Below are 19,737 nucleotides of genomic sequence, written 5' to 3' on the forward strand. Positions count from 1 at the left end.
CATTATTATAATACCCCATAATGAAGCCGCGGATGGTCACGGCTTTCGCGCCGAGACTCCATAACTCGTGATCACTACACGTCGGGTGACGGGCGACCGCGTCGCCGACCTTCTCCTGGTCATAATGGCGAACTCGACCACTGCGCCCCCTTCCGTCGCCTTGGCCGATGGTGTGCACCACAGGCCTGGCACCGACGAGGTGGTAATCAACGATGCCAGCCACACCGAGGCCCAGTTGGACGCATGACCTATTGTCGCCCCCTTCGCCGCCGGCAACGTCGACAACTTTGAGACCTTGCTCTACCAGAGCACAGGCATCTGCCGTTGACGCCTGCGCCGCCGCCCTATCCGACCCTGAGGCAGAACACCCCTCGGAGCGCGCGCGGGAATGTTGCTACCTGACATCTACACCTCAGTAACCCCCTAACCACGCTGATCCCAGCAAATCACCACCGCCCCGGCGCGCCGAGGCCCCTCGCGACGCGCAACACGCAACACGCAACGCCGAGAGCATGGGTCGCCGCCATCGATCACCTCGAACACGGTGGAGCAATCTTCGGAAACGACGAAGATCCCGACCGATCGTGGTGATCAGTCGGGATCTCGTCAGCCGCTCTTGAGCGAAGTCAAGAACACTCAGATAGGCAGGTCATGGGCAGTCAGGTTTGCGCAGGTCAGCCAGTGCCCGAGGTCAGGGCGTCACGGTGGTCGTGAAAAACGTACCTGGCTCGTCGCAGTGGACGACGCTGCCCGGGCGGTTCCCGGGGCCCGTGCCTACCACCGGGACAGGCGCATCCACCCTCCACGGGTTACCGCCGCTGCCCCGGTTGTAGGCGTCGCAGCTGGCGAACGCGTTGCCATAGGGCGCGGTGGCGGGGAAGTTGGAGAAGTTCTTCCAATCCCCCTGGTGCACCCGACTGCTAGACGGACGGCCGAGGTTGTCGGTCATCTTTCCGTCCACGTAGACGTAGAGGTCGGGCATGTAGCTCTGGAACACGAGTGCATTGCCTGGAGACATGTCCCCGTCGTCCTCCTCGTGTGTCGGCTTCACGGAACCGTCGGCGCAGAAGGCGGCGGCGATGTCGTGCCAGATCGGCGGCGCGTTGCCGATCATGGTGCCCCACATGTTGTTGTTCCACTCGCCGGAGTTCTTGAAGAACATCGAGTAGATGTCCCCAGCTGCCCGGCGCACGGCGTAGACGGTGTAGGGGTGGGCGTTGACCTTGTCCACCCACGCTTTGAAGTTGTCGTTGATGGACTTCTGTCCGATCATCGCGCGGTACCCGTGGACGCCACCGCCGACTGCTCGGATGTCCACGCAAGTGTTGTCCGAGTTCACACGCGCACCCCGCAGATGGGGCAGGTATGCCTGCCCTGGTGTGTCGCCGTCTTCCAGCGGATTCGCGGTGTATGTGTGTCCGTACTCCAGCGCGTCGGGCGTCGTGTAGGTCAGGTCGGGGGCAGGGATGCCGTAGTCAGCGGAGATCGCCTTGATCAGGTCGGTGACGAAGCCGGGCAGGTGGGCGTTGCCGACGCCGACGTTGTAACTCGCGCCCTGGCTGCCGGAGATGACATGCCCCGTGTCGTCCTTCACGAAAGTCACGTCGACGTCACTCTTGATCTTGTAGCTGTTCGGGTCCTGATACGCCTGAGCGGGGGACTCCGATGGGTTAGGGCGAACGTTGGACATGCCCATCCACCTCGGGACGGACATCGATGGCACAGACCCGTCCGCGGTCGGGGTGTACCCGCCGGCCTTGACGTTCTGGTACCACTTCTCGCCCGCGGCGTAGGTCCTCGAGCCTATGCAGTCCTCCTTGAGCTCGCCAGAGCAGACGTTCCAGCTTGTCAGGCCTGCCGACGACACCGAATTGCTGGGTGTGCCATCCCACAGCGGACCACCGTTCGTCCCGTAGGAGAGCTCGGTCGCCCAGTCATAGAGCGACTTTTCCGACCGAATGGGGGTGTTGAGATCGGTGACCGGCCAGTTGGAGTTGAGCTCCTGGTTGGGATCGAAGACCGAGGCCGCCGTGAGGGTGCGGTGCACGAATGTGCCCTGGATCGGCTTGAACGCGACAGCACCGTAGGCGATGTCGTCCTCCGCGTCGCCGGTCGGGGTGTAGTTCGACAAGGTGACGCTCGGTGTGCTGTCGAATTTGAAGGCTCCTAGCGAGACCCACTTGCCGTTGTTGCCGTCCTGGTTGACGAAGCGATCGTAGGTACCGCCGACGGCACCGCTGATCTCGTAATGCGCCCGATTCGTCTGTGCCCCGGTGTCGGGAACATGTACGTAGACCTGGGCGATGTCGAAGTCGCCATTGGGAGTCCACGTGCCGCGAACGGTCATCGGGCCGACAGTCGTGCCTCCCAGGTGGTCGGTGTCCCGGGTGTGGGTATACCAGAAGTGGCCGCCGTAGCCGCCGCCGATCTGATGCAGGTCTGCCTTGGCCTCATAGTTCCCGTAGGCGTCCGGCGCGAAGGTGAAACGGAAGTTCCCGCCCGAAGACACTGAGCCGCAGTCGCTCCAGGTCGGTGTCCCGTTGGGCACTGACGCGACGACGGTGGAGCCGGACGGAGCCCCGGTGCACACGGGGGTGCCGTTTTTGAGGCGGTAGCCGCGGCCGGGTTCGGCGACGAGCGTTGCGTATTTGATGTTCTCGTTGCCGCAGGTGGAGGCGCAGTCGCTCTTCCAGGTCGCGTTCGACTGGTTCCACCAGTACTGCTTGTAGCAGTCGGCATCGGGGCAGTCGGGCGGGTTCGACGCGTTGCAATGGTTCTGCTCGTTGCAGAAAGTGCTCTTGGGCGGGGAGACTGCGGAGCGCGCGAGGTTGTCGACCCACCAGGCCGGACGGAAGCCGGCCGAGGAAAACCCGGACTCCCCGTCCCAGTCCTGACGGCCGGAGGTGGCGTAGGAGAAGCCGGTGTCGATGGACCAGGCGGACCAGCCCATCACCTTCTCCTCGTACGGCCAGTCTTGTGGGTGCGCCGCGTCATGGTTGGCGTCAGGGTCGACGGAAGTGTCCATGAAGGGCTCGTCGTTCTTGTACACCGGGTTGGCCGGGTTGTTGTACCAGCCCAGGCCCCAGGAGGAGCCGTTGGCGCCCGGTGCATTGAAGCCGAGGTTGTAGTTCCAGACTGCGGTGAACCAGTTCTCCACCCGGGCCGGATCGTCGTTGTTGACGGTGACGGTCTGGCCTGCGGTGTGCACCTCGTTCCACTTGTCGGCGAGGATCTTCATCGATGCGGCGATGTTGCTCGCGTAGTCGACGGCGACGAGCTTTTGCAGCTTCGGGTCGAGTAGGGTCTCCTTGTCCTTCGGATGGCCGGCGATACGCATGCCGTCAGTGACCTGGCCTACGCCGTAACCGCAGTCGGACTTGTCCCAGTGGATCTGCCAGTAGTCGGCGAGGGAGCCATCGGCCTTGTGACCGTAGTAGCCGTCCACGGCGGCCAGTGGGCTGCCCATCTGGCCCGGGACCGCGCCTGACTCGGCCTGCCAGAGGTTCGATTCCTGGGCCATGATGCCGAGCAATACATTGGCCGGGATCCGCGCGCTGGCGTTGCCGTTCAGCGTCGGCTTCGGGAAAATGCCTTGCGGGTCGACGGCGGTGAGGCCGGCCTGATCGCGGTAGCCGCCCTGCCGGATCCAGTTGGACCTCAGGTTCCCACGTACCGCCATGTCGACGGCCCACTCGACCTGGTTCGGCGTCGGCTGCAGCGCCTGCGCGTTCACGTCGTTGCGGGAGATGGAGCACCAGCGGTCCGGGTCGGTCGGGTCGTGCGCCGCGTCGGTGCCGGCGGTGGCCGCGAGCGGGGAGGCGGACGCCGCCTTCTCGGTGATCAGCTTGGTGGTGCCGCTCAGCGCCGGGGAGGGGTCCAGCGAACCCGGGGCTACCTCGGGCATCACCTTTTGGGTCAACTCGAAGCCCGTGCTGGTGGCCGTGGCGGTGACGGTGATCGGCGCCGTCTTCGCCAGCGTCTGAGGAGAGTCCGTGACAGCGGGCTGCTGCGAACCGGACCGGAGCGGAGCCGACTTGGTGAAGCCGCGTCCGGCGTCTTGGACGCGGGACAGGCCAGCCTTTATGCCCGCCGTGAGGACGGGGTCGACCGCCAGTCGGCCGTGTGTCGAGACATCGGTGTCGGCGGGCGCGTCGAGCAAGCTGATGCCTGTGCCCCTGGTGTGCACCACACCGGTGGGCTTTCCGGTCAGGAACGCCTTGCCCGCGTCGCCCGCGGTCAGGTCTAGGTCGCCGGGGCGGCCGGACGCCACCGTTGCCGCGGCACCGTGACCGTGCCACACCTGGGCTGTGTGCTGCTTGGCACCACGCGTCACGTAGGCGAGCTTCCCACCCGCCGCGTCCAGCGGCGTGATGTCGAAGGCGAGCGCAGCGACGGACGTCACCTTGGTGGTCTTGCCAGTCGCCTTGCTGCCCGTGTTGCCGAGCCGAACCAAGTTACGTCCGCGTGCGCCGATCGCGCCGCCGGTGACCGGCGCGGCGGAGGTGATCTCACCCTTGACCGACGACTGGGCCTGCTGCTTGCCAGCAGTGTTTACGGTGATCACGCGGGTCTTCACCTTGGCCGGGTCGTTCATGTCCCGGTAGGAGGTGAAGGCCGCGGTGTGCGCGGAGGTGTTGCAAGTCGGGTCGAAGTACGCCAGCGACGCAGTGAACCCTAACTTGGAGACCGCGCCCATCCTGGTGTCGACGATGGCCGTAAAAGCCCCGCCCTGGAACAGATCGGGCTTGTTCGTGAACGTACGCGGGGCATACACGACCGCCACGTGGTCACGGTCCATCACGCACTGGTTGCCGATCCAGGAGTCGGCCGGCAGTGTGGGCTCGGAGAGGATTGCGGCGGTCTTCCAGGCGTACGCTTGTGCGGAGTCGGCGGTCAGGATGTGCAGGCCGTCTGCGTCGGCGGCAGCCGTGACGGCCCGGTCGCGGGATGTCTTCCACCCCTTGCCGAGCTTCTTGTTCGGGTCCGCGACCCGGCCGGAACGGGGCGAGTGACTTGCGGTGGAAGCGGATGTACGGGCTGCGGGCGTGGTGGCAGGAGTCGTTGACGCGCTGAATGCCGGAGTTGCACTCAGCAGGCCGCCGCTCAGCATGGCGCACGCGGCTATCACGATCAGCGGACCGTGAAGTGTTCGTCTAGGTCTCAAGGTTGATGTCCCATACTTTCGACGTGAGTTGTTTTCGGCTCACCGTGCGGAGGCCGGGGTTCAGGCACACTCGGACGAGTCGCTGCCGACGTAAAAGACGTATCCACCCGACCAGTTGACGAGATTCGACGTTTCGGCCTCGTTCTTCATGAGCGCGGAGATGCCGACACAGCGGCCGCCGACCGCCTGGGTGCTGCTGTACACGGGGCCCGCGTACTGTGGGAAGGTTCCGTAGTCCCGGTCGCCAGCCGACTTGTTGTCGCCCGGCCACATCCGCAGGTCCATGTAGTTGGCCGCGCCACTCGTGTTGTTGTCGAGAATCGCGCATGCACTGTCGCCCTTCATGTAGAAGAAGAGCGTCGCGTAGCGCTTGTCGGCGCTGGGCAGGGCCTTGGCATCCGTGAACTCGTAACCGCTGCCGCACACCGTCGCTGAGGCGGCGGCCGCCGGCGTGCTTGGTAGTGCGACACCCACGGCTACAACGGCGGAAGCCGCGACGGCGAGGCGCATCAAGTTTTGGCCTAACGAAGACACAAATCCCCCCAGGATCTGAAATGCCGTGGTGCTCGAAGACACAAATACAGCAGGACTGTAGTCAGGCAGATTCTTCACAGCAACAAGGTTGTCGCGAGCAGCAGTTGAGGATGCAACACAAAGAACGGCGCGCCGATTTCTGCACCTGCGTTTTCGCATGGAACTCACGGTCTGGGGCCCTTTTGGCCAACCACCCTACGTGACAGTCTGGGTATGTGTTGTGTGCCACAGTCGGGCAGGCCTCGATCCCCCGCAAGTGGCCATAACGCCTTTAAGCATAAAAACTGGGCCCCGAAGGCGAATCCTCGACTGCGAGGCTTCATGCTGACTCGTGCGGTTGTTGGCGGACTGACGGGTCGTCATCGCCCGTACGGCATCACCGGGGCACGCGATTTCCACAGCAAGTGCTGGCTGACCGCGGAACGGCGCAGTTCCGCGAAGAGCTATAGCTCGAGGCCCAAGAGGTCTCCCCGGAGCGAGGCGAGCTCGGCATCACCAAGAAGCCGCGGGTCAGCGTCCGCTCGGTGCAAGGCCCACAGCACACTGGTGCGGCGTCGTGCGAGGGCGATGACGGCCTGGACGTGTTTGCGGCCCTCGCCGCGCTTCTTGAGGTAGTACTCCCGGTTTGGGCCGTCGCCGATGTTGCTGCTCTGTGCGGAGAGGTAGAAGACTCTGCGCAGGCGGCGGCTGTATCGCTTGGGCCGGCGCCCGTTGCCGCTGCGGCGGCCGGAATCCCGTGGGACGGGGACCAGCGCGGCGGCTGAGGCGAGGTGGCCGGCGTCGGCGTAGGCGGTCATGTCGCCCGCGGCGACGACGAACTCGGCTCCGAGGATGGGGCCCAAGCCGGGCAGCGACGCGATGATCGCGGCATAACGAGCGTGGTGTCCTGGCGAAGGTGTTTGGTAAGCCCATCGAGGATGATGGCTGGGTGTTGGTCAAAGTGGAGGCAGTGCAGCCGGCCCGATCGGGGACCCTGTTCGTCCGAGTGCACTCGGCAGTGGGCACTGCTGTGGTGCTCTGGCAGGGGGCACGCCATGAGGTGGGGCGAGAGCACCACGTCGAGTGGACCGTGGATGAGGACATCGTCTGGACGGAGAACGCCTGGCCAAGCACTGATGGAGCGCCTGAGCTGTGGGAAGACGGTGACCGCATCGTCTTGCGTGGCCAGCTGAGTCTCGACGAGGACGGAGGGGCGGTCCTAGACGTGGGCGGCTCGGTGATCCTGTTCGATCTTGCCAACCCGCCTCTTCCGGGTGGTGTTGACGGGTCGTGGATTGAGGTCCGTGTGGCACCGGACAACGTCACGGTCTGGCCCTACGAGGTCTGACCGCCGGTGGGCGGTCAGGTGTCGCGCCGGTTCGGGGTCGACTCGCGGCTGAGTCGGCGGCTTATCAAGTCGACCATCGCCAGCTTGATCATGGCTTCTGAGCGGTGCGGGTGGGTTTCGTAGCCGCGGGCGAGGCGTCGGTGATGCATCAGCCAGCCGAAGGTCCGCTCGACGACCCAGTGCCGCGGGATCACCTTGAAGCCTTTCTCTGTCGGGTCTCGGCGAAGGACTTTGACATCGATGCCCAGGCGGGCGCCGTGGTCGATGACTTTGGTGCGGTAGCCGGTATCCGCCCAGGCTTTGGTGACGTGCGGGTGTGCCTGCGAGATCTGCGAGAGCACCTGGATGCCGTCGGCCTTGTCGGAGACACTCGCGGCCGTGACCGGTACCGCGAGGGCGAGGGCGAGGGCGTCGACGCCGATGTGGCGCTTGCGGCCTGCGATTCTCTTGCCCGCATCGATACCTTGGCCGGCGGCAGGGACGTTGGCGGAGGTCTTGACGCTCTGAGCGTCCAGCACACACGCGCTCGGCTCGGCATCCCGGCCCTCGGCTTCACGGACCAGGCGGCGGAGCAGCCCGTTGAGTTGGTCGAAGACACCATCCTTCTGCCAGGCGGCGAAGTAACCGTAAACCGTCTCCCATGGCGCGAAGTCGTGCGGCAGGTACCGCCAGGGGATGCCCGTACGGTCGACGTAGAGAACAGCGCCCATGATTCGGCGCAGGTCGTGCTGAGGTGGCCGTGTCTCTGGCTGCCAGTGGTTGATCTAACGCCACTTCCTGGGGAACAGAGACCGCGCCCCGGCTCTGCCGCACAGGAGGGGAGCCGCCTGCCGAGACCGGGGCCCGGCGAGGCCGTTCCGGTCAGTACCACTTGTAGTCGGTGCAGTACCGGATCTGGTCGTCTCCCTCATAGACCGCGGCCTGGACGGCGAATCCCGCGGTGGTGGCAGCGGAGTAGGCCGAGGTCGACCAGCCCGTAGAGGTGCCGTTACCGTCGTAAAGGGCATGCCACGGGTAGTACGTGTGGGGACCCGCCGCGCTGAGGGAGATGAAGCGGATCCGCACGTGGTGGCCGTCGGCCGCGGTGTCAGCCAATGAGAGGTACACGTAAGGGTAGTTGTGGGAGCCTGCGGTGTAACCGTCCACGTTGACGGTCCCGCTGACGCCCGTGGCGGTGCACCCGGCCGCGACCGCGAATGCGGGACTGCTCGCCTGACCCACCAGGATCAACCCGGTGAGCGCAGTGGTGGTGGCCAAGGCCCGGAAGCGGTTTCGCCATCTCATTATCATTGCCTCACTCACGTTCGTGCCACCGGGTCAGGCGGCTGCTCCATCGCACCTCAGCGATCTTACTATGTCCTGTACATGTCAATCCGCGCGCAAACGCGGGACGGGAGGTCCCGGCCGCCGACGCGGCGCTGCTGGCGCTGGCCGCTGCGGGCGGTGTCCGCTCGGTCGTCTCCCGTCAGGACCGCTGGACCCACCGGTCCCGCATCGACGCCTGCACGGGGACCCTCGCCGCTCTCGCGCCCGGTCTGGAGGCAGCGGTACGCGCTCTGCCGACCACGATGATCGCCGCGCAGGGCGGCATGGGCGGCGGCTGAGCCCCCCCCGGAACCGCTCCGCGGACGAATCGGACGGGCGCGGACGGGTACCGGGGGCCGGTGAGGGATTCGGCCGGCAGCGGGGCTTCGGAGCCAGCCCTGGAGCTGCTCACGTTCGGCCACAGCACGGCGGACCGGGCGACGCTGACCGGCCTCCTCCAGCAGGCCGGCGTCGACGCCGTGGTGGACGTCAGAACCGCTCCCGGCAGCCGCCGGAACCCGGATCTGTCACGGCGGCGGCTGGCCGAATGGATGCCAGAGGCGGGCATCGCCTACCGGTGGGAGCAACGGCTGGGCGGATGGCGCAGGCCCGCGCCCGACTCGCCCGACACCGTCTGGCGCAACGAGTCGTTCCGCGGCTACGCGGCGCACACCCGCAGCCCCGAGTTCGTCACCGCGATGGACGAGCTGATGCGGCAGACAGGCGAGCGGCGGACCGCGGTGATGTGCAGCGAGGCGGTGTGGTGGCGCTGCCACCGGCGTCTGATCGCCGACTTCGCCGTGCTGGCCCGCGGCGCGCCGGTCCGGCACCTGATGCACGACGGACGCCTCACCGCCCATTCGCCGACCCCGGGCGTGCGCCTCCGGGACGACGGCCTCCTCGTCTACGACGGCGGGCCCGTCCAGGACCTGGCGCGAAAGTCTCCTTAGGCGCGGCGGACGGTGACGCCGCCGAGCAGGCCCCAGGCGTCGATCCGCACCGTGGGACCGCCGGGCTCGCTCGGGCCGTCGTCGTCCACCGCGCCCAGACGCAGCCCGTGGACCTCCACCCGGACGTCGCGGGCGACCCTCAGCTTGACGCCTCCGATCAGGCTCACCTTGGTGATGCGCAGCTCGGCACCGTCCGGGATGTCGATGTCCGTCAGGTCGATGTCCGCCCCACCGATGAGGGAGGCTGTGACGGTCCGCTCGTGCAGGGTGGCCCCCTCCAGGCGGTGGCCGCCGATCAGGCTGACCCTGACATCGGTCTTCTGCGGATCCTGTCCGCTGCTCTTCGTCATGGGAAGTACCGTACGGGCGGGGGCGGTTGGGCCCCCAGTGTCCCCGGTCCCACGTTGCGCATGACAAGTGTCATGCCGCCGGGCCGGCCCGGCGGACCTCGCGGACCCGCTCAGGCGGGCGTGCCGCCGTGCGGCTCCAGGAAGACCTCGTCGACGTAGCACCAGGCCCATGCCTCGCCGGGGTCCGCGGAGCGTACGAGCGGGTGCCCGGTCGCGTCGAAATGGGCGGTGGCGTGGGCGCCCGGCGAACTGTCCGAGCAGCCCATGTGGCCGCAGGCCAGACAGAGCCGCAGGCCCCCCTTGCCGTCCCCCCGTGCGGCGCACTCCTGGCATGCGCCGCCGAGGGGCGCGGGCGCCGCGTCCGCCTGCGGCAGATGTGCGCAGCCGCGCCCCTCGGGACGGCCGCCGTCCGGTCGTACGACCCAGTCGCTCATGGTGCCCTTTCGTGCCGGTCGCCGCTGGTCACCTCATCCCGGCTTCCCGCGCGCACCGCGGACCGGATGCGCCCGGGAGTCCCGGGCGGCCCCCACGTCGTCGCCGCCGACGTCCGCAGCGGGCCCACGTCATCGATCATCGCGCACCCGGTGCCCGCACCGGGTGCCATGCGACGGGCGCCGGGTACCCGGCCGACGCCAGCGCAGTGTGCGCCGGATACAGAAGCGCGAAAGGCAGGCGTCATGGCTCAACATGTACGTGACATCATGACCAGCCGGCTGGTGGCCGTGGAACCGCAGGCGTCGGTGACGGCGGTGGCGCAGAAGATGCGCGACGAGGACATCGGGGTCGTACTGATCATCGAGGACGACGAGCTGCGCGGCCTCGTCAGCGACCGCGACCTCGTGGTGCGCGCCCTCGCGGAGGGCGGCGACCCGGAGCAGCGGACCGTCGCGTCCGCCTTCAGCGGCGATGTGATCACGGTGACCCCAGACGAGGATCTCGACCGGGCGGCACGGATCATGCGCGAGCACTCCATCCGCCGCCTCCCGGTGATGGAGCAGGGCCACCCCGTCGGCATCATCTCGCTCGGGGACCTGGCGATCGAACGGGACTCCGAGTCGGCGCTCGGCGACATCAGCGCGGCCAGGCCGAACCAGTAGCCCACACCGGCCCGGTACGCCGCACCGGCACGACAGGAGCACGGCGTGCCCGTACCGGCGCGCACCCGCGCGCCGTGCGGGCACGCCGTCGCACACGGCCCAGGGCGCCGGCGGTGTGGGACCGCGCGAGCGGGGGCACAGGGATGCTGCGGCGTCCCCCACGGTCACGGAGACCCGCCCGAGGTGTGGGAGGGGCACATGGACGTGCTGGCCCGGCTGGACCGATACCAACGGCGCCACCGGTGGGCGGGCATGCCGGTCGCGGTCGTGTACAAGTTCTTCGACGACCAGGCCACGTACCTCGCCGCACTGCTGACGTACTACGGCTTCGTCTCGCTGTTCCCGCTGCTGCTGCTCCTCGTCGCGATCCTCAGCGGCGCCCTGCACGGCAACCCCGGGCTCCAGCACTCCGTCCTGCACTCCGCGCTCGGCGAGTTCCCCGTGATCGGGGATCAGCTCGGGCAGAACGTCCACTCGTTCCACGGCAGCGGCGCCGCGCTCGCGGTGGGCGTGATCGGCAGCCTCTACGGCTCCCTGGGGGTGGCCCAGGCGGTCCAGCACGCCCTGAACAAGATCTTCGCCGTGCCGAGACACGCACGCCCCGACCCCCTGCGCTCACGGGTGCGGGGCCTGAGCTTCCTGCTGCTGCTCGCGGTCGGCCTGGGTCTGACGACAGCGCTGTCCGCCGCGGAATCCGCCGCCGGCATCTTCGGAACCAGCCTCGCGGTCGGTGTCCGGGTCGTCGTCGGCGTCGCGGGCATCGCGGTCAACGCAGCGCTACTGATGCTGAGCTTCCGGATCATGACCCCCTGCCGGCCTCCGCTGCGCTTCGTGTACGGCCCCACGCTGGGCGCCGCGTGCGCCTGGCAGGTGCTCCAGTGGGGCGGCTCCTACTACGTCGGACACGTGCTACGGGGCGCCACGGCGACCTACGGGATGTTCGGCATCGTGCTCGGACTGCTCGCGTGGGTCTACCTGGCCGCCGTGGTCTACCTGGTCACGGCCGAGATCATCGCCGTGCGCTTCCTGCGCCTGTGGCCCCGCAGCCTGGCCACGCCGTTCACCGACCGCGTCCACCTCGCCAAGGGCGACCTGCGCGCCTACCGCTCGTACGCGACGGCCGAGTCCTTCAAGGGCTTTGAGAAGATCTCCGTCCACTTCGGCAAGCCCCCGCCGCCCGCCGTCGGCGACAAGGGCCACCCGGCCCCCTGACGGGAGCCGATGACACTCCTCGTTCCCCTCGGGGGCCTTGCCGCCCGGGAACCTCAGCGTCCACCGGCGCTTCCGGACGGCCCCGGGGACGACCCCCTGACCGGGCTGCCGTCCGATGCGTCGGCAAAGGCAGGTGGTCCGGCCCGCAGCCTCCCCGAAGGGGGACTGCGGGCCGGGGAGGGCGGGCCTCAGGCGGGAATGAGGCCGTGGGGGTCGATGATGAACTTGAGGGGCACTCCCGTGTCGAAGGTCGCGTAGGCCTCGGGGGCGTCGTCGAGGCTGATCACCTTCGTGTTGAGCATGGCGCTCAAGTAGGGCATGCGGTCCCACAGGATCGCCATCATCAGTTCGCGGTTGTAGTGCATGATCGGTGCCTGCCCGGCGGTGATCCGCGGCGACTTGATCCAGGCCTTGCCGAAGTCGATCGGGTACGTTCCCTCTTGCTCGGCCTTCGACTTCGCGAGCGGGTCGGGGCCGTAGACGCCGATGACTCCGGTGGCTCCGCCCGCGCGGGTGGCGTCGATCACCTGGTTGATGGCGTAGGCCGGGTCCATGTCCTCGGCCTCGCTGCCGAGGCCGTGTGCCTCGGTGCCGACGTAGTCGACCGCGCAGTCGACCCTGGGTTCGCCCAGGATGGCCTCGATCTGGTCGGTGAGCGCTGCGTCCTGGGTCAGGTCGATCGTCTCGCAGCCGTTGTTCTTCACCAGCTCCAGGCGGTCCTTGTTGTGGTCGCCGACGATGATGCAGGACGCCCCTAGGAGGCGCGCCGCCGCTGCGGCGCAGCGGCCGACCGGGCCGGCGCCGGCGATGTACACGGTCGAGCCCACCTTGGCACCGGCCTCCATGAGACCGTGGAACGCGGTGGGCAGGATGTCCGAGAGCACCGCCAGGTCACGGATCTTCGCCATGGCCTGGTCCTTGTCCGGGAAGCGCAGGAGCTGGAAGTCGGCGTACGGGACGAACAGGTACTCGGCCTGGCCGCCGGCCCAGTCGCCCAGGTTGAAGCCGTACGCTCCGCAGTCCACCTTGGGGTTGGTGGTCTCGCAGACGTCGGTCCGGCGCGCCTTGCAGTTGCGGCATCGGCCGCAGGCGACGTTGAACGGGACGGAGACGAGGTCGCCCTCACTGAGGAACTCGACGTCGGGGCCGACCTCGATGACCTCGCCGGTCATCTCGTGCCCCATCACCATGCCCTGGGGCACCGGGAAGGACCCGCGGTAGATGTGCAGGTCACTACCGCAGATGTTGGTGGCGACGAGTCTGAGGATGACGCCATGCGGGGCCTTCTTCCCATTCGGCATTTCAAGCTTCGGGAAGTCGAGAGACTCGACGCGCATGTCTCTCGGGCTATTGAAGACGACGGCGCGGTTGCTGCTGGGCATGACGATCTCCTCTTTGATCCAGGGCGACTCGGCCAAGGAAGTGCCGGCGGTGATTTCGGTAGCTTTGTGACCTCGGCTTTCCCAACGTAGGGCTGCCACCCAAGGCACGCACGCCGGGATCGGATCCTCCATGCCCGCGTGCGATCGCACTGACGCTGCGTGCAACGCTCCAGGCGAAGCATGCATCTCCATCTGTGCAGGTCCGCGCGTTGTCGGCTTCGAGGGACGACCGACGCAGCAGCGTCCGCTCCCCAGAAGCCCTCGCCCGTCCAGGCCGTCGTTCGGGTGATGCGCCTTCGGCACCTTCTACGCGGAGTCGCAGCGGTGCTGCTCGGAGTCGGTGGCCCCGTATGCGAGGCGTCTGATCGACCAGGCCGGCGTCCCCGACGTCGACTCGATCACCGGGATGCCCCCGGCCGTCGCCCTGCAGCAGCACGAAGGGCGCAGCGCCCGCTCGTCGGCGGGCAGCATCACCACGCTCTCGTCCCTGATGCGCATGCTCTACTCGCGGCCGGCGACCACCCGGACGATCTGCCGATGCTCTCTGCGAGGACTTCCCCGCCGACACCGTCCAGGGAGCCTGCCCGCAGTGCCACGGCACCGGCCTCGTGTACGAGGTGAGCGAGCAGAAGATGGGGCCGGATCCCCTCCCTCACGATTCGCCGGCGTGCGGTCGTCTACTGGCCACCGGCTGCGCGACGCCCTCGTCGCGCTCGGCCACGACGCCGACGGGAAGCCGAACAGCGACGAGCAAGACGGCAGACCGAGGGCGACTGAACACACCACCCTTCAAAGGCCGCTGGCGGGCGTGGGCCGCATCGCGCCCACGCCCGCCCACCTCCCACCAGGTGCCGCTCCGGCAGCCCGGCGATGCGCGCCGTGGAGGTTCGGCGGGCAGGCCGGCTCAGCGGGAGGACCAGGCGGACTTGAGCTTCCATACCTTGAGCCTGGGCAGAGCCGCGGTGCCGCCGTCGGCGAACGCCCCGATCCCGGTGGCGGACGGGTCGGGGAAGATCTGGTCGGTGAGGACGGCCCGGCCGTCGGCCGTGTAGACCTCGACGGAGGAGGCGTCGACCACGATGCGCAGGTCGAGCGCGCCGTGTTCGAGAGAGACAGGGGCGCGGTGTACGGCGGCGAATCCGTCGGCGAAGGAGACATCCCCGGAGACGGTGCGGTCGAGGTACAGCTCGCCGGTGACGGCGTCGTAGCCGATGCGGGTGCGCTGCCCGGCACCGACGCGGACGTCGATCCCGGACTGCGGGGCGGTGCCGGGCTTGAGCCGCGCCTCGATCTCGACGGGGCTGCCGGAGGCTGGCAGCGGGTGGGTGCCGTCGGTGACGGTGGTGTCCGGGACGCTTACCGGGTCGCCGTCGCGCAGCGCCCGCAGTCGGTTGACCGGCTTCTGGACGAGCGCCACCCCGCCGCCGGGGGAGGAGGCGAGGGTCAGTTCGCGGGGGAAGGCGTCGGCGCTGCGCCAGGGGCTGGTGGGGATGTTGTTGGCGTAGGCCCAGTTGTTCATCCAGCCGATCATGACGCGCTTGCCGCCGGGGGTGTCGTTGTAGGTGGCGGCGGCGTAGAAGTCGGCGCCGTGGTCGAGCCAGTGAGCTCGCTGCAGGGCGCTGCGAGCGGGAGCGTCGGCGAGGGTGAAACGGTCGGCCAGGAGGTGGCCCCATCCGCCGGTGGCGTGGTCGACGACCTGGATCCGCGCCTGTCTGCCTTGGAAGTCCTTCAGGTCCCAGGAGTTCCAGTCCAGTGCCTCGCTGTCGCCGCCGGTGGCGGTGCGGACGACCTTGCCGTCGACGACGAGGTTGACGGCGGTCTGCCGGTCGATGGGCGGGGCGGCGTGATCGGAGAGGACCACGTTGTCGACCATGATGTGGCCCCAGCCGCCGGTATTGCGGTCGGTGGCCTGCAGGACGGCCTTCTTCCCGATCAGGTCGCCGACGTCCCAGGAGGTCCAGTCCATGGTGCCGGAGTCCTTCCCGGTGGCGGTGCGCACCACTTTGCCGTCGACGAGCAGGTTGAAGGCGGTGGGGGCGTCGCCGTTCTGTGGGTGGTTGCCGCCGGCGATGAGGAAATCGATGTACTTGCGGGTTATGGCGAATTCGGGGGAGGTGATGGTGCCGGTGCCCTGGTCGCCGGTGTCATCGGCGGTCGCGAAGGTGTCGAGCACGCCGTCGCCGAGACTGCCGTCGAGCTTCTCGCGGCGCGGGCCGGTGCCCGCGAAGTCGCCAGTGGTGGTCCACCCGGCGCCGAAGGTGGAGCCTTCGAAGTCGGCCAGGGTGTCGCCGGCGGGGGCTGCGCCGTCGCCGGCGCCGTCGATGCGCGGGTGGTTGCCGCCGCCCACCTGGAAGTTGAGGTAGGGCCGGTCGAGGGTGAAGGCGGGGGAGGTCAGGGTGCCGGTGGTGGCGTCACCACCGAGGAAGCTGTTGACCAGTCCCTGGCCGGTGAAGCCGGTGACGCTTTGCTGTCCGGGCAGGGTGCCGGTTGCGGGGGCGCTGCCGAAGGCGGTGCCGGTGGCGGACCAGTCGCCGTACGTGCCGCTCTCGAAGTCCTGCAGCACGTTGCCGGACGGCGGAGTGTAGGGGCCGTCGTCGGGGGTGAAGGTGGCGCCGTCGAAGGCACCGGTGAAGTACTGGGCGCCGGAGCCGCCCGCCGGGCCGCCGGGGTTGAGGTTGACGACCATGACCCATCGGGTGCGGTGGGGGTCGCCGTCGACGGGCAGCTCGAACAGGTCGGGGCACTCCCACACACCGCCGGTGGCGCCGGCCGGGCCGAAGTCGCTGAGGTGGGTCCAGCTCTTGAGGTCGGGCGAGGAGTAGACGGCGACCTTGTGCTCAGTGGCCTTGACCGCGACCATGCGCCAGCTGCGGGTGGGGGCGTACCAGAACACCTTGGGGTCGCGGAACTCCGCGGAGCCGATGTCCAGGACGGGGTTGCCGCTGTACTTGGTCCAGGTCAGGCCGCCGTCGGTGCTGTAGGCCAGTGACTGGGCCTGCTTGGCGACGTGCTGGTAGGCGCTGGTGTAGACGGCGACCAGGGCGGGGTCCTTGCGAGTGCCGAAGCCAGTGGTGTTGTCCTTGTCCAAGACGACACTGCCGGAGAAGACCATCTCCTCATCGTCCTCGGGCAGCGCCAGCGGCAGTTGCTTCCAGTGCACGAGGTCGGGGCTGACGGCATGGCCCCAGGACATGTGGCCCCAGGTGTTTCCCTGCGGGTTGTACTGGTAGAAGAGGTGGTACTGCCCCTTGTACCAGATCAGCCCGTTGGGGTCGTTCATCCAGTTCTTCGCCGGGGTGAAGTGCACCTGAGGGCGGTAGGTCTCGTCGTACGGGGCGGTGCCGGCGACAGCGGGCGAGGCGGCGGTCAGGCCGAGGCAGACCGCGGCGGCGAGAGCGGTGAGCGCCGTGCGGCGAGGGCGGGCGGGTACAGGCACGAGGGACTCCTTCGCGAAGGCGCGGTGCAGGCAGTCGCCTGGACGGACCGCTCCGGGTGGCAGGCGGTGCGTCGGGCCGGGAGATCGAAACCGCGAGTGTTTCGGAAACGTTTCCTGGAAACGTTTCCGGTGAGAGTATGGGCCCGTTACCGCCGTGTCCAGAGGCGCGGCAAAGGCAGTCCGGCCGCTGCGCTGCGGCCGGACGCGTACCGCCGGAGGGCGCGCGGTGGGTGTCGGAGACGGCGGGGCGCGGCAGCGAACCGTCACCATGCGAGACGTCGCCACCGCCGCGGGGGTGGGACTGGCCACCGTTTCCCGGGTGTTCAGCGGTGCGCCGGGGGTGCGTCCGGAGGTGGCCGAGCGGGTCACGGCGGCCGCTCTCCGTCTGGGGTACCGCCGCGACGCCGCCGCGAGCAGCCTGCGGCGGGCTGACCGTCGCAGCGGTACCGTCGGCCTGATAATGGCGGACGTCGCCAACCCGTTCGCCGCGGTGCTGCATCGGGCGGTGGAGGACGCTGCGGTGACGCGGGGAGTCCTCGTGCTGGCCGGCAGCAGCGACGAGTCGGCCGAGCGCGAGCTCGCCGTGATCGAGGCGTTCCGCAGCCGCCGCGTGGACGCGCTGATCGTGATGCCCTCGGGCGGCACGGATGCGGCGCTGGCCGAGATGTGCGCCCAGGGCACCCCCGTGGTCTCCGTCGACCGGCCGCTGGAGGTACCCGCTGCCCGCAGCGTGGTGGCGGACAACCGGGGCGGGGCGCGCCGGGCCGTGAGTCGGCTGCGTGCGCTGGGGCACCGCCGGATCGCCTTCCTCGGCGATCGCCCCGATCTGTGGACGGCCCGGGAGCGACTGGCCGGCTACACCGAGGCCATGGGCGGGGAGGTGGACCCGGCGTTGGTGGTCCGTGGACTCGCCGGTGCGGAGCAGGGGGAGCAGGCTACGCAGCGCCTGCTCGCGCTGCCGCATCCGCCCACCGCGCTGTTCACCGCCCAGAACCTGCTCACCACCGGTGCGCGTCGCGCCCTGCAGGACCGCGGGGAGCAACGGCTCGTCGCCCATGTCGGGTTCGACGACCTTCCGCTCGGGGACCTGCTCGACCCGCCGGTGTCGGTGGTCGCCCAGGATCCTGCGCGGATGGGTGCCATTGCGGCCCGGGCGGCGTTCGCGTTGCTCGACGGGGACGGCGGTATTCCGCCCTGCACCGTGTTGCGGACCCAGTACCTGGCCCGGGGCTCCGGAGAGATTCCTCCGGGGCTGCGGGCCGGCTGACCCTTTTGGCCATTACCTCTGAGAACGGCAGGAAAGCGGGACCGACTCCCGGCCGCACCCCGGTGATCAGTGGCACGCCGCCGGAGCACGGCCGGTGGGCGCCGCCCGGGGCGGGTCAGGCCACCGGATCGAGGAACGTCAGCACGGAGGCGTCCTCCTCGATCAGCGGGGCCAGGGCGGTGTTGAACTCGGCACCGTAAGAGGCCCCCAGGTGCTGCTGGAAGGCGTCCTCGTCCTGGTACACCTCGAAGATCCAGTAGGCGCGCGGACTGGATGCCTTGGTGTAGACGTCGAAGGCGAGGTTGCCGTCTTCCTCCCGCACTTTCCGGCCGTAGGCCAGCAGCAAGCGGGCGACCTCGTCCTGCGCCCCCTCGCGCGCGGTGAACTCGGCGAGCAAAGTCTTCTTCATGGTGATTTCGTCCTTCGTGATCGCGGGGATCAGTTGCGGTAGGAGCCGAGTAGCACCGACGAGTGGGACTCGTCGGCTGCGTCGTCCACACCACCGCGGTCAGTCATCGTCGACTTGTGTCATCGATGACATCAAGTGGCCCCGATGATGGGTGTGGTTCGGCCGACACGTCAACGCCTCGCACGTGATTGCCCCGGCGCGGCCCGACCGCCCGCTATGCCCCGTTGACGGCCGCGAACCGGGCGAACTCGCTCCGCCACGGCGGGTTGGGGCCGGCAACCGAGCAGGTCAGGGCAGCAACGTGGGTGGCAAACTGGCATGCCTCCGCGACTTCGTCGAGACCGAGACCGGTCAGCCGGCTGCCGAGAAGTCCCCGATCCCCGAGGTGGTGCAGCAGGCCGGCGGTGAAGGAGTCACCCGCGCCGACCGTGTCGACCACCTGTGTGCTCACCCCGGGAACCCGCAGTCGTTCGCCGTCGAGTGAAGCGAGGGCGCCGTCAGCGCCGAGCGTGATCACGACGAGCCGCGCTCCCGCGGCGTGCCAGGTGTCGCACGCCTGCTCGGGTGAGGCGCCCGGCAGGAGCAGCTCCAGATCGTCCTCACTCAGCCGCAGTACGTCCGCGAGCCCGCACCAGTGCCGCAGTCTGGCGCGATAGACCTCGGGACGCACCAGCAGCGGCCGGACATTGGGGTCGATGCTGATGGTCGTCTGCGGGGCGGCGGCCGCCAGGAACTCCTCGACCACCGTCCCTCCAGGCTCATTGACCAGCGCAAGCGACCCGGTGTGCACACAGGCCGATTCCGACGGATCCACCCTTGCCAGTTCCTCTGAAGTCCACTGCCAGTCAGCCGTGTTCTGCGCATGGAACCAGAACGCGGCTTGCCCCGCGCCGTCCAGCTCCGCCACAGCCAGGGTGCTGGGCTCAGTGGCGGCGACGGCGTACGACAGGTCCACGCCGGATACCTCCAGGTGGGCTCGGAACAGGCGGCCGAACACGTCGTCGGACAGGCGCGCGAGGAAGCGGGTCTGGGTGCCCAACCGGGCCAGGGCCACCGCGGTGTTCGCCGGTCCGCCGCCGGGCAGCACCCGCAGCGCGAGTTCGTTCGAAGGGCTGGCGGGTTCGGTGAAGGCGTCCGCGACGCATTCCCCCAGAACGGTGATCTGACGCGGGCTCATGGGCTGCTCACTCTCGGAAGGGCTCGGAAGAGTCGGACAACGGGACCACGTGGCGAAGCGGGCGCTGACCGGCACCGCGAAGGTTGACGATCATGGATGTTGCCGATTTGTGACGAGTGGAAGGCAT

15 protein-coding genes and 3 pseudogenes are annotated in these 19,737 nt (G+C 68.6%); 6 read left to right on the forward strand and 12 right to left on the reverse strand.

Annotation, left to right across the window (positions count from 1 at the left end; all coding sequences use genetic code 11):
- Positions 1–691: 691 nt before the first annotated feature.
- The 3 genes and pseudogenes from ACFQ9Z_RS34235 to ACFQ9Z_RS34245 form a co-directional block, all read right to left on the reverse strand.
- Positions 692–5,110 (reverse strand): hypothetical protein, encoded by a 4,419-nt coding sequence (locus ACFQ9Z_RS34235; protein WP_383029174.1) that lies wholly within the window; start codon positions 5,108–5,110, stop codon positions 692–694.
- 114 nt (positions 5,111–5,224) lie between these two features.
- Positions 5,225–5,776, reverse strand: coding sequence for a hypothetical protein (locus ACFQ9Z_RS34240; RefSeq protein WP_383029176.1), 552 nt, complete (start codon positions 5,774–5,776; stop codon positions 5,225–5,227).
- A 365-nt stretch (positions 5,777–6,141) separates the two neighbouring features.
- Positions 6,142–6,567 (reverse strand): annotated as a pseudogene (locus ACFQ9Z_RS34245) (transposase); the annotation flags it as partial.
- 26 nt (positions 6,568–6,593) lie between these two features.
- Here ACFQ9Z_RS34245 and ACFQ9Z_RS34250 point away from each other — a divergent pair.
- A complete protein-coding gene (locus tag ACFQ9Z_RS34250; RefSeq protein ID WP_383029179.1) occupies positions 6,594–7,025 on the forward strand; it encodes a hypothetical protein in 432 nt (143 codons plus the stop codon).
- Positions 7,026–7,039: 14 nt separating this feature from the next.
- Here the strand turns inward: ACFQ9Z_RS34250 and ACFQ9Z_RS34255 are convergent.
- Together ACFQ9Z_RS34255 and ACFQ9Z_RS34260 are read right to left on the reverse strand one after the other, a co-directional pair.
- Positions 7,040–7,765: pseudogene (locus ACFQ9Z_RS34255) on the reverse strand (IS5 family transposase); the annotation flags it as partial.
- A 121-nt stretch (positions 7,766–7,886) separates the two neighbouring features.
- Positions 7,887–8,309, reverse strand: a complete 423-nt coding sequence (locus ACFQ9Z_RS34260) for a hypothetical protein (protein WP_383029182.1) — start codon at positions 8,307–8,309, stop codon at positions 7,887–7,889.
- Between the two features lie 107 nt (positions 8,310–8,416).
- Between ACFQ9Z_RS34260 and ACFQ9Z_RS34265 the strand changes: the two are divergent.
- A pseudogene (locus ACFQ9Z_RS34265) lies at positions 8,417–8,629 on the forward strand (GPP34 family phosphoprotein); the annotation flags it as partial.
- A gap of 60 nt (positions 8,630–8,689) precedes the next feature.
- Positions 8,690–9,280, forward strand: a complete 591-nt coding sequence (locus ACFQ9Z_RS34270) for a DUF488 family protein (RefSeq protein ID WP_383029185.1) — start codon at positions 8,690–8,692, stop codon at positions 9,278–9,280.
- Here the strand turns inward: ACFQ9Z_RS34270 and ACFQ9Z_RS34275 are convergent.
- Both ACFQ9Z_RS34275 and ACFQ9Z_RS34280 read right to left on the reverse strand, forming a co-directional pair.
- Positions 9,277–9,630, reverse strand: coding sequence for a hypothetical protein (locus ACFQ9Z_RS34275; RefSeq protein ID WP_383029191.1), 354 nt, complete (start codon positions 9,628–9,630; stop codon positions 9,277–9,279). The two genes, ACFQ9Z_RS34270 and ACFQ9Z_RS34275, sit on opposite strands and share 4 nt — an antisense overlap.
- Positions 9,631–9,740: 110 nt before the next feature.
- Positions 9,741–10,064 carry a UBP-type zinc finger domain-containing protein gene (locus ACFQ9Z_RS34280; RefSeq protein WP_383029193.1) on the reverse strand — a complete coding sequence of 108 codons (324 nt, stop codon included), beginning with the start codon at positions 10,062–10,064 and terminating at the stop codon, positions 9,741–9,743.
- 243 nt (positions 10,065–10,307) lie between these two features.
- Here ACFQ9Z_RS34280 and ACFQ9Z_RS34285 point away from each other — a divergent pair, with 243 nt between their 5' ends.
- The gene (locus ACFQ9Z_RS34285; protein ID WP_383029197.1) at positions 10,308–10,727 is read left to right on the forward strand and encodes a CBS domain-containing protein; all 420 of its coding nucleotides are present in this window, start codon (positions 10,308–10,310) and stop codon (positions 10,725–10,727) included.
- 198 nt (positions 10,728–10,925) lie between these two features.
- Positions 10,926–11,939, forward strand: coding sequence for a YihY/virulence factor BrkB family protein (locus ACFQ9Z_RS34290; protein ID WP_383029199.1), 1,014 nt, complete (start codon positions 10,926–10,928; stop codon positions 11,937–11,939).
- 188 nt (positions 11,940–12,127) lie between these two features.
- Here the strand turns inward: ACFQ9Z_RS34290 and ACFQ9Z_RS34295 are convergent, their stop codons facing one another.
- From ACFQ9Z_RS34295 to ACFQ9Z_RS34305, 3 genes are all read right to left on the reverse strand, one after another.
- The gene (locus tag ACFQ9Z_RS34295) at positions 12,128–13,321 is read right to left on the reverse strand and encodes an alcohol dehydrogenase catalytic domain-containing protein (protein ID WP_383029202.1); all 1,194 of its coding nucleotides are present in this window, start codon (positions 13,319–13,321) and stop codon (positions 12,128–12,130) included.
- A gap of 306 nt (positions 13,322–13,627) precedes the next feature.
- Positions 13,628–13,819, reverse strand: a complete 192-nt coding sequence (locus tag ACFQ9Z_RS34300; RefSeq protein ID WP_383029204.1) for a hypothetical protein — start codon at positions 13,817–13,819, stop codon at positions 13,628–13,630.
- Positions 13,820–14,225: 406 nt separating this feature from the next.
- Positions 14,226–16,757 (reverse strand): GH32 C-terminal domain-containing protein, encoded by a 2,532-nt coding sequence (locus ACFQ9Z_RS34305; RefSeq protein ID WP_383029208.1) that lies wholly within the window; start codon positions 16,755–16,757, stop codon positions 14,226–14,228.
- A gap of 268 nt (positions 16,758–17,025) precedes the next feature.
- Between ACFQ9Z_RS34305 and ACFQ9Z_RS34310 the strand changes: the two genes are divergently transcribed.
- The gene (locus ACFQ9Z_RS34310; RefSeq protein WP_383029211.1) at positions 17,026–18,024 is read left to right on the forward strand and encodes a LacI family DNA-binding transcriptional regulator; all 999 of its coding nucleotides are present in this window, start codon (positions 17,026–17,028) and stop codon (positions 18,022–18,024) included.
- A 115-nt stretch (positions 18,025–18,139) separates the two neighbouring features.
- Here the strand turns inward: ACFQ9Z_RS34310 and ACFQ9Z_RS34315 are convergent, their stop codons facing one another.
- Together ACFQ9Z_RS34315 and ACFQ9Z_RS34320 are read right to left on the reverse strand one after the other, a co-directional pair.
- Positions 18,140–18,433 carry a putative quinol monooxygenase gene (locus tag ACFQ9Z_RS34315; protein ID WP_383029214.1) on the reverse strand — a complete coding sequence of 98 codons (294 nt, stop codon included), beginning with the start codon at positions 18,431–18,433 and terminating at the stop codon, positions 18,140–18,142.
- A gap of 214 nt (positions 18,434–18,647) precedes the next feature.
- Entirely contained in the window at positions 18,648–19,610 is a 963-nt protein-coding gene (locus tag ACFQ9Z_RS34320; protein WP_383029216.1) for a carbohydrate kinase, read from the reverse strand.
- Positions 19,611–19,737 lie beyond the last annotated feature (127 nt).

Source organism: Streptomyces sp. NPDC056580, assembly GCF_042793175.1.
Taxonomy (GTDB): Bacteria; Actinomycetota; Actinomycetes; order Streptomycetales; family Streptomycetaceae; genus Streptomyces.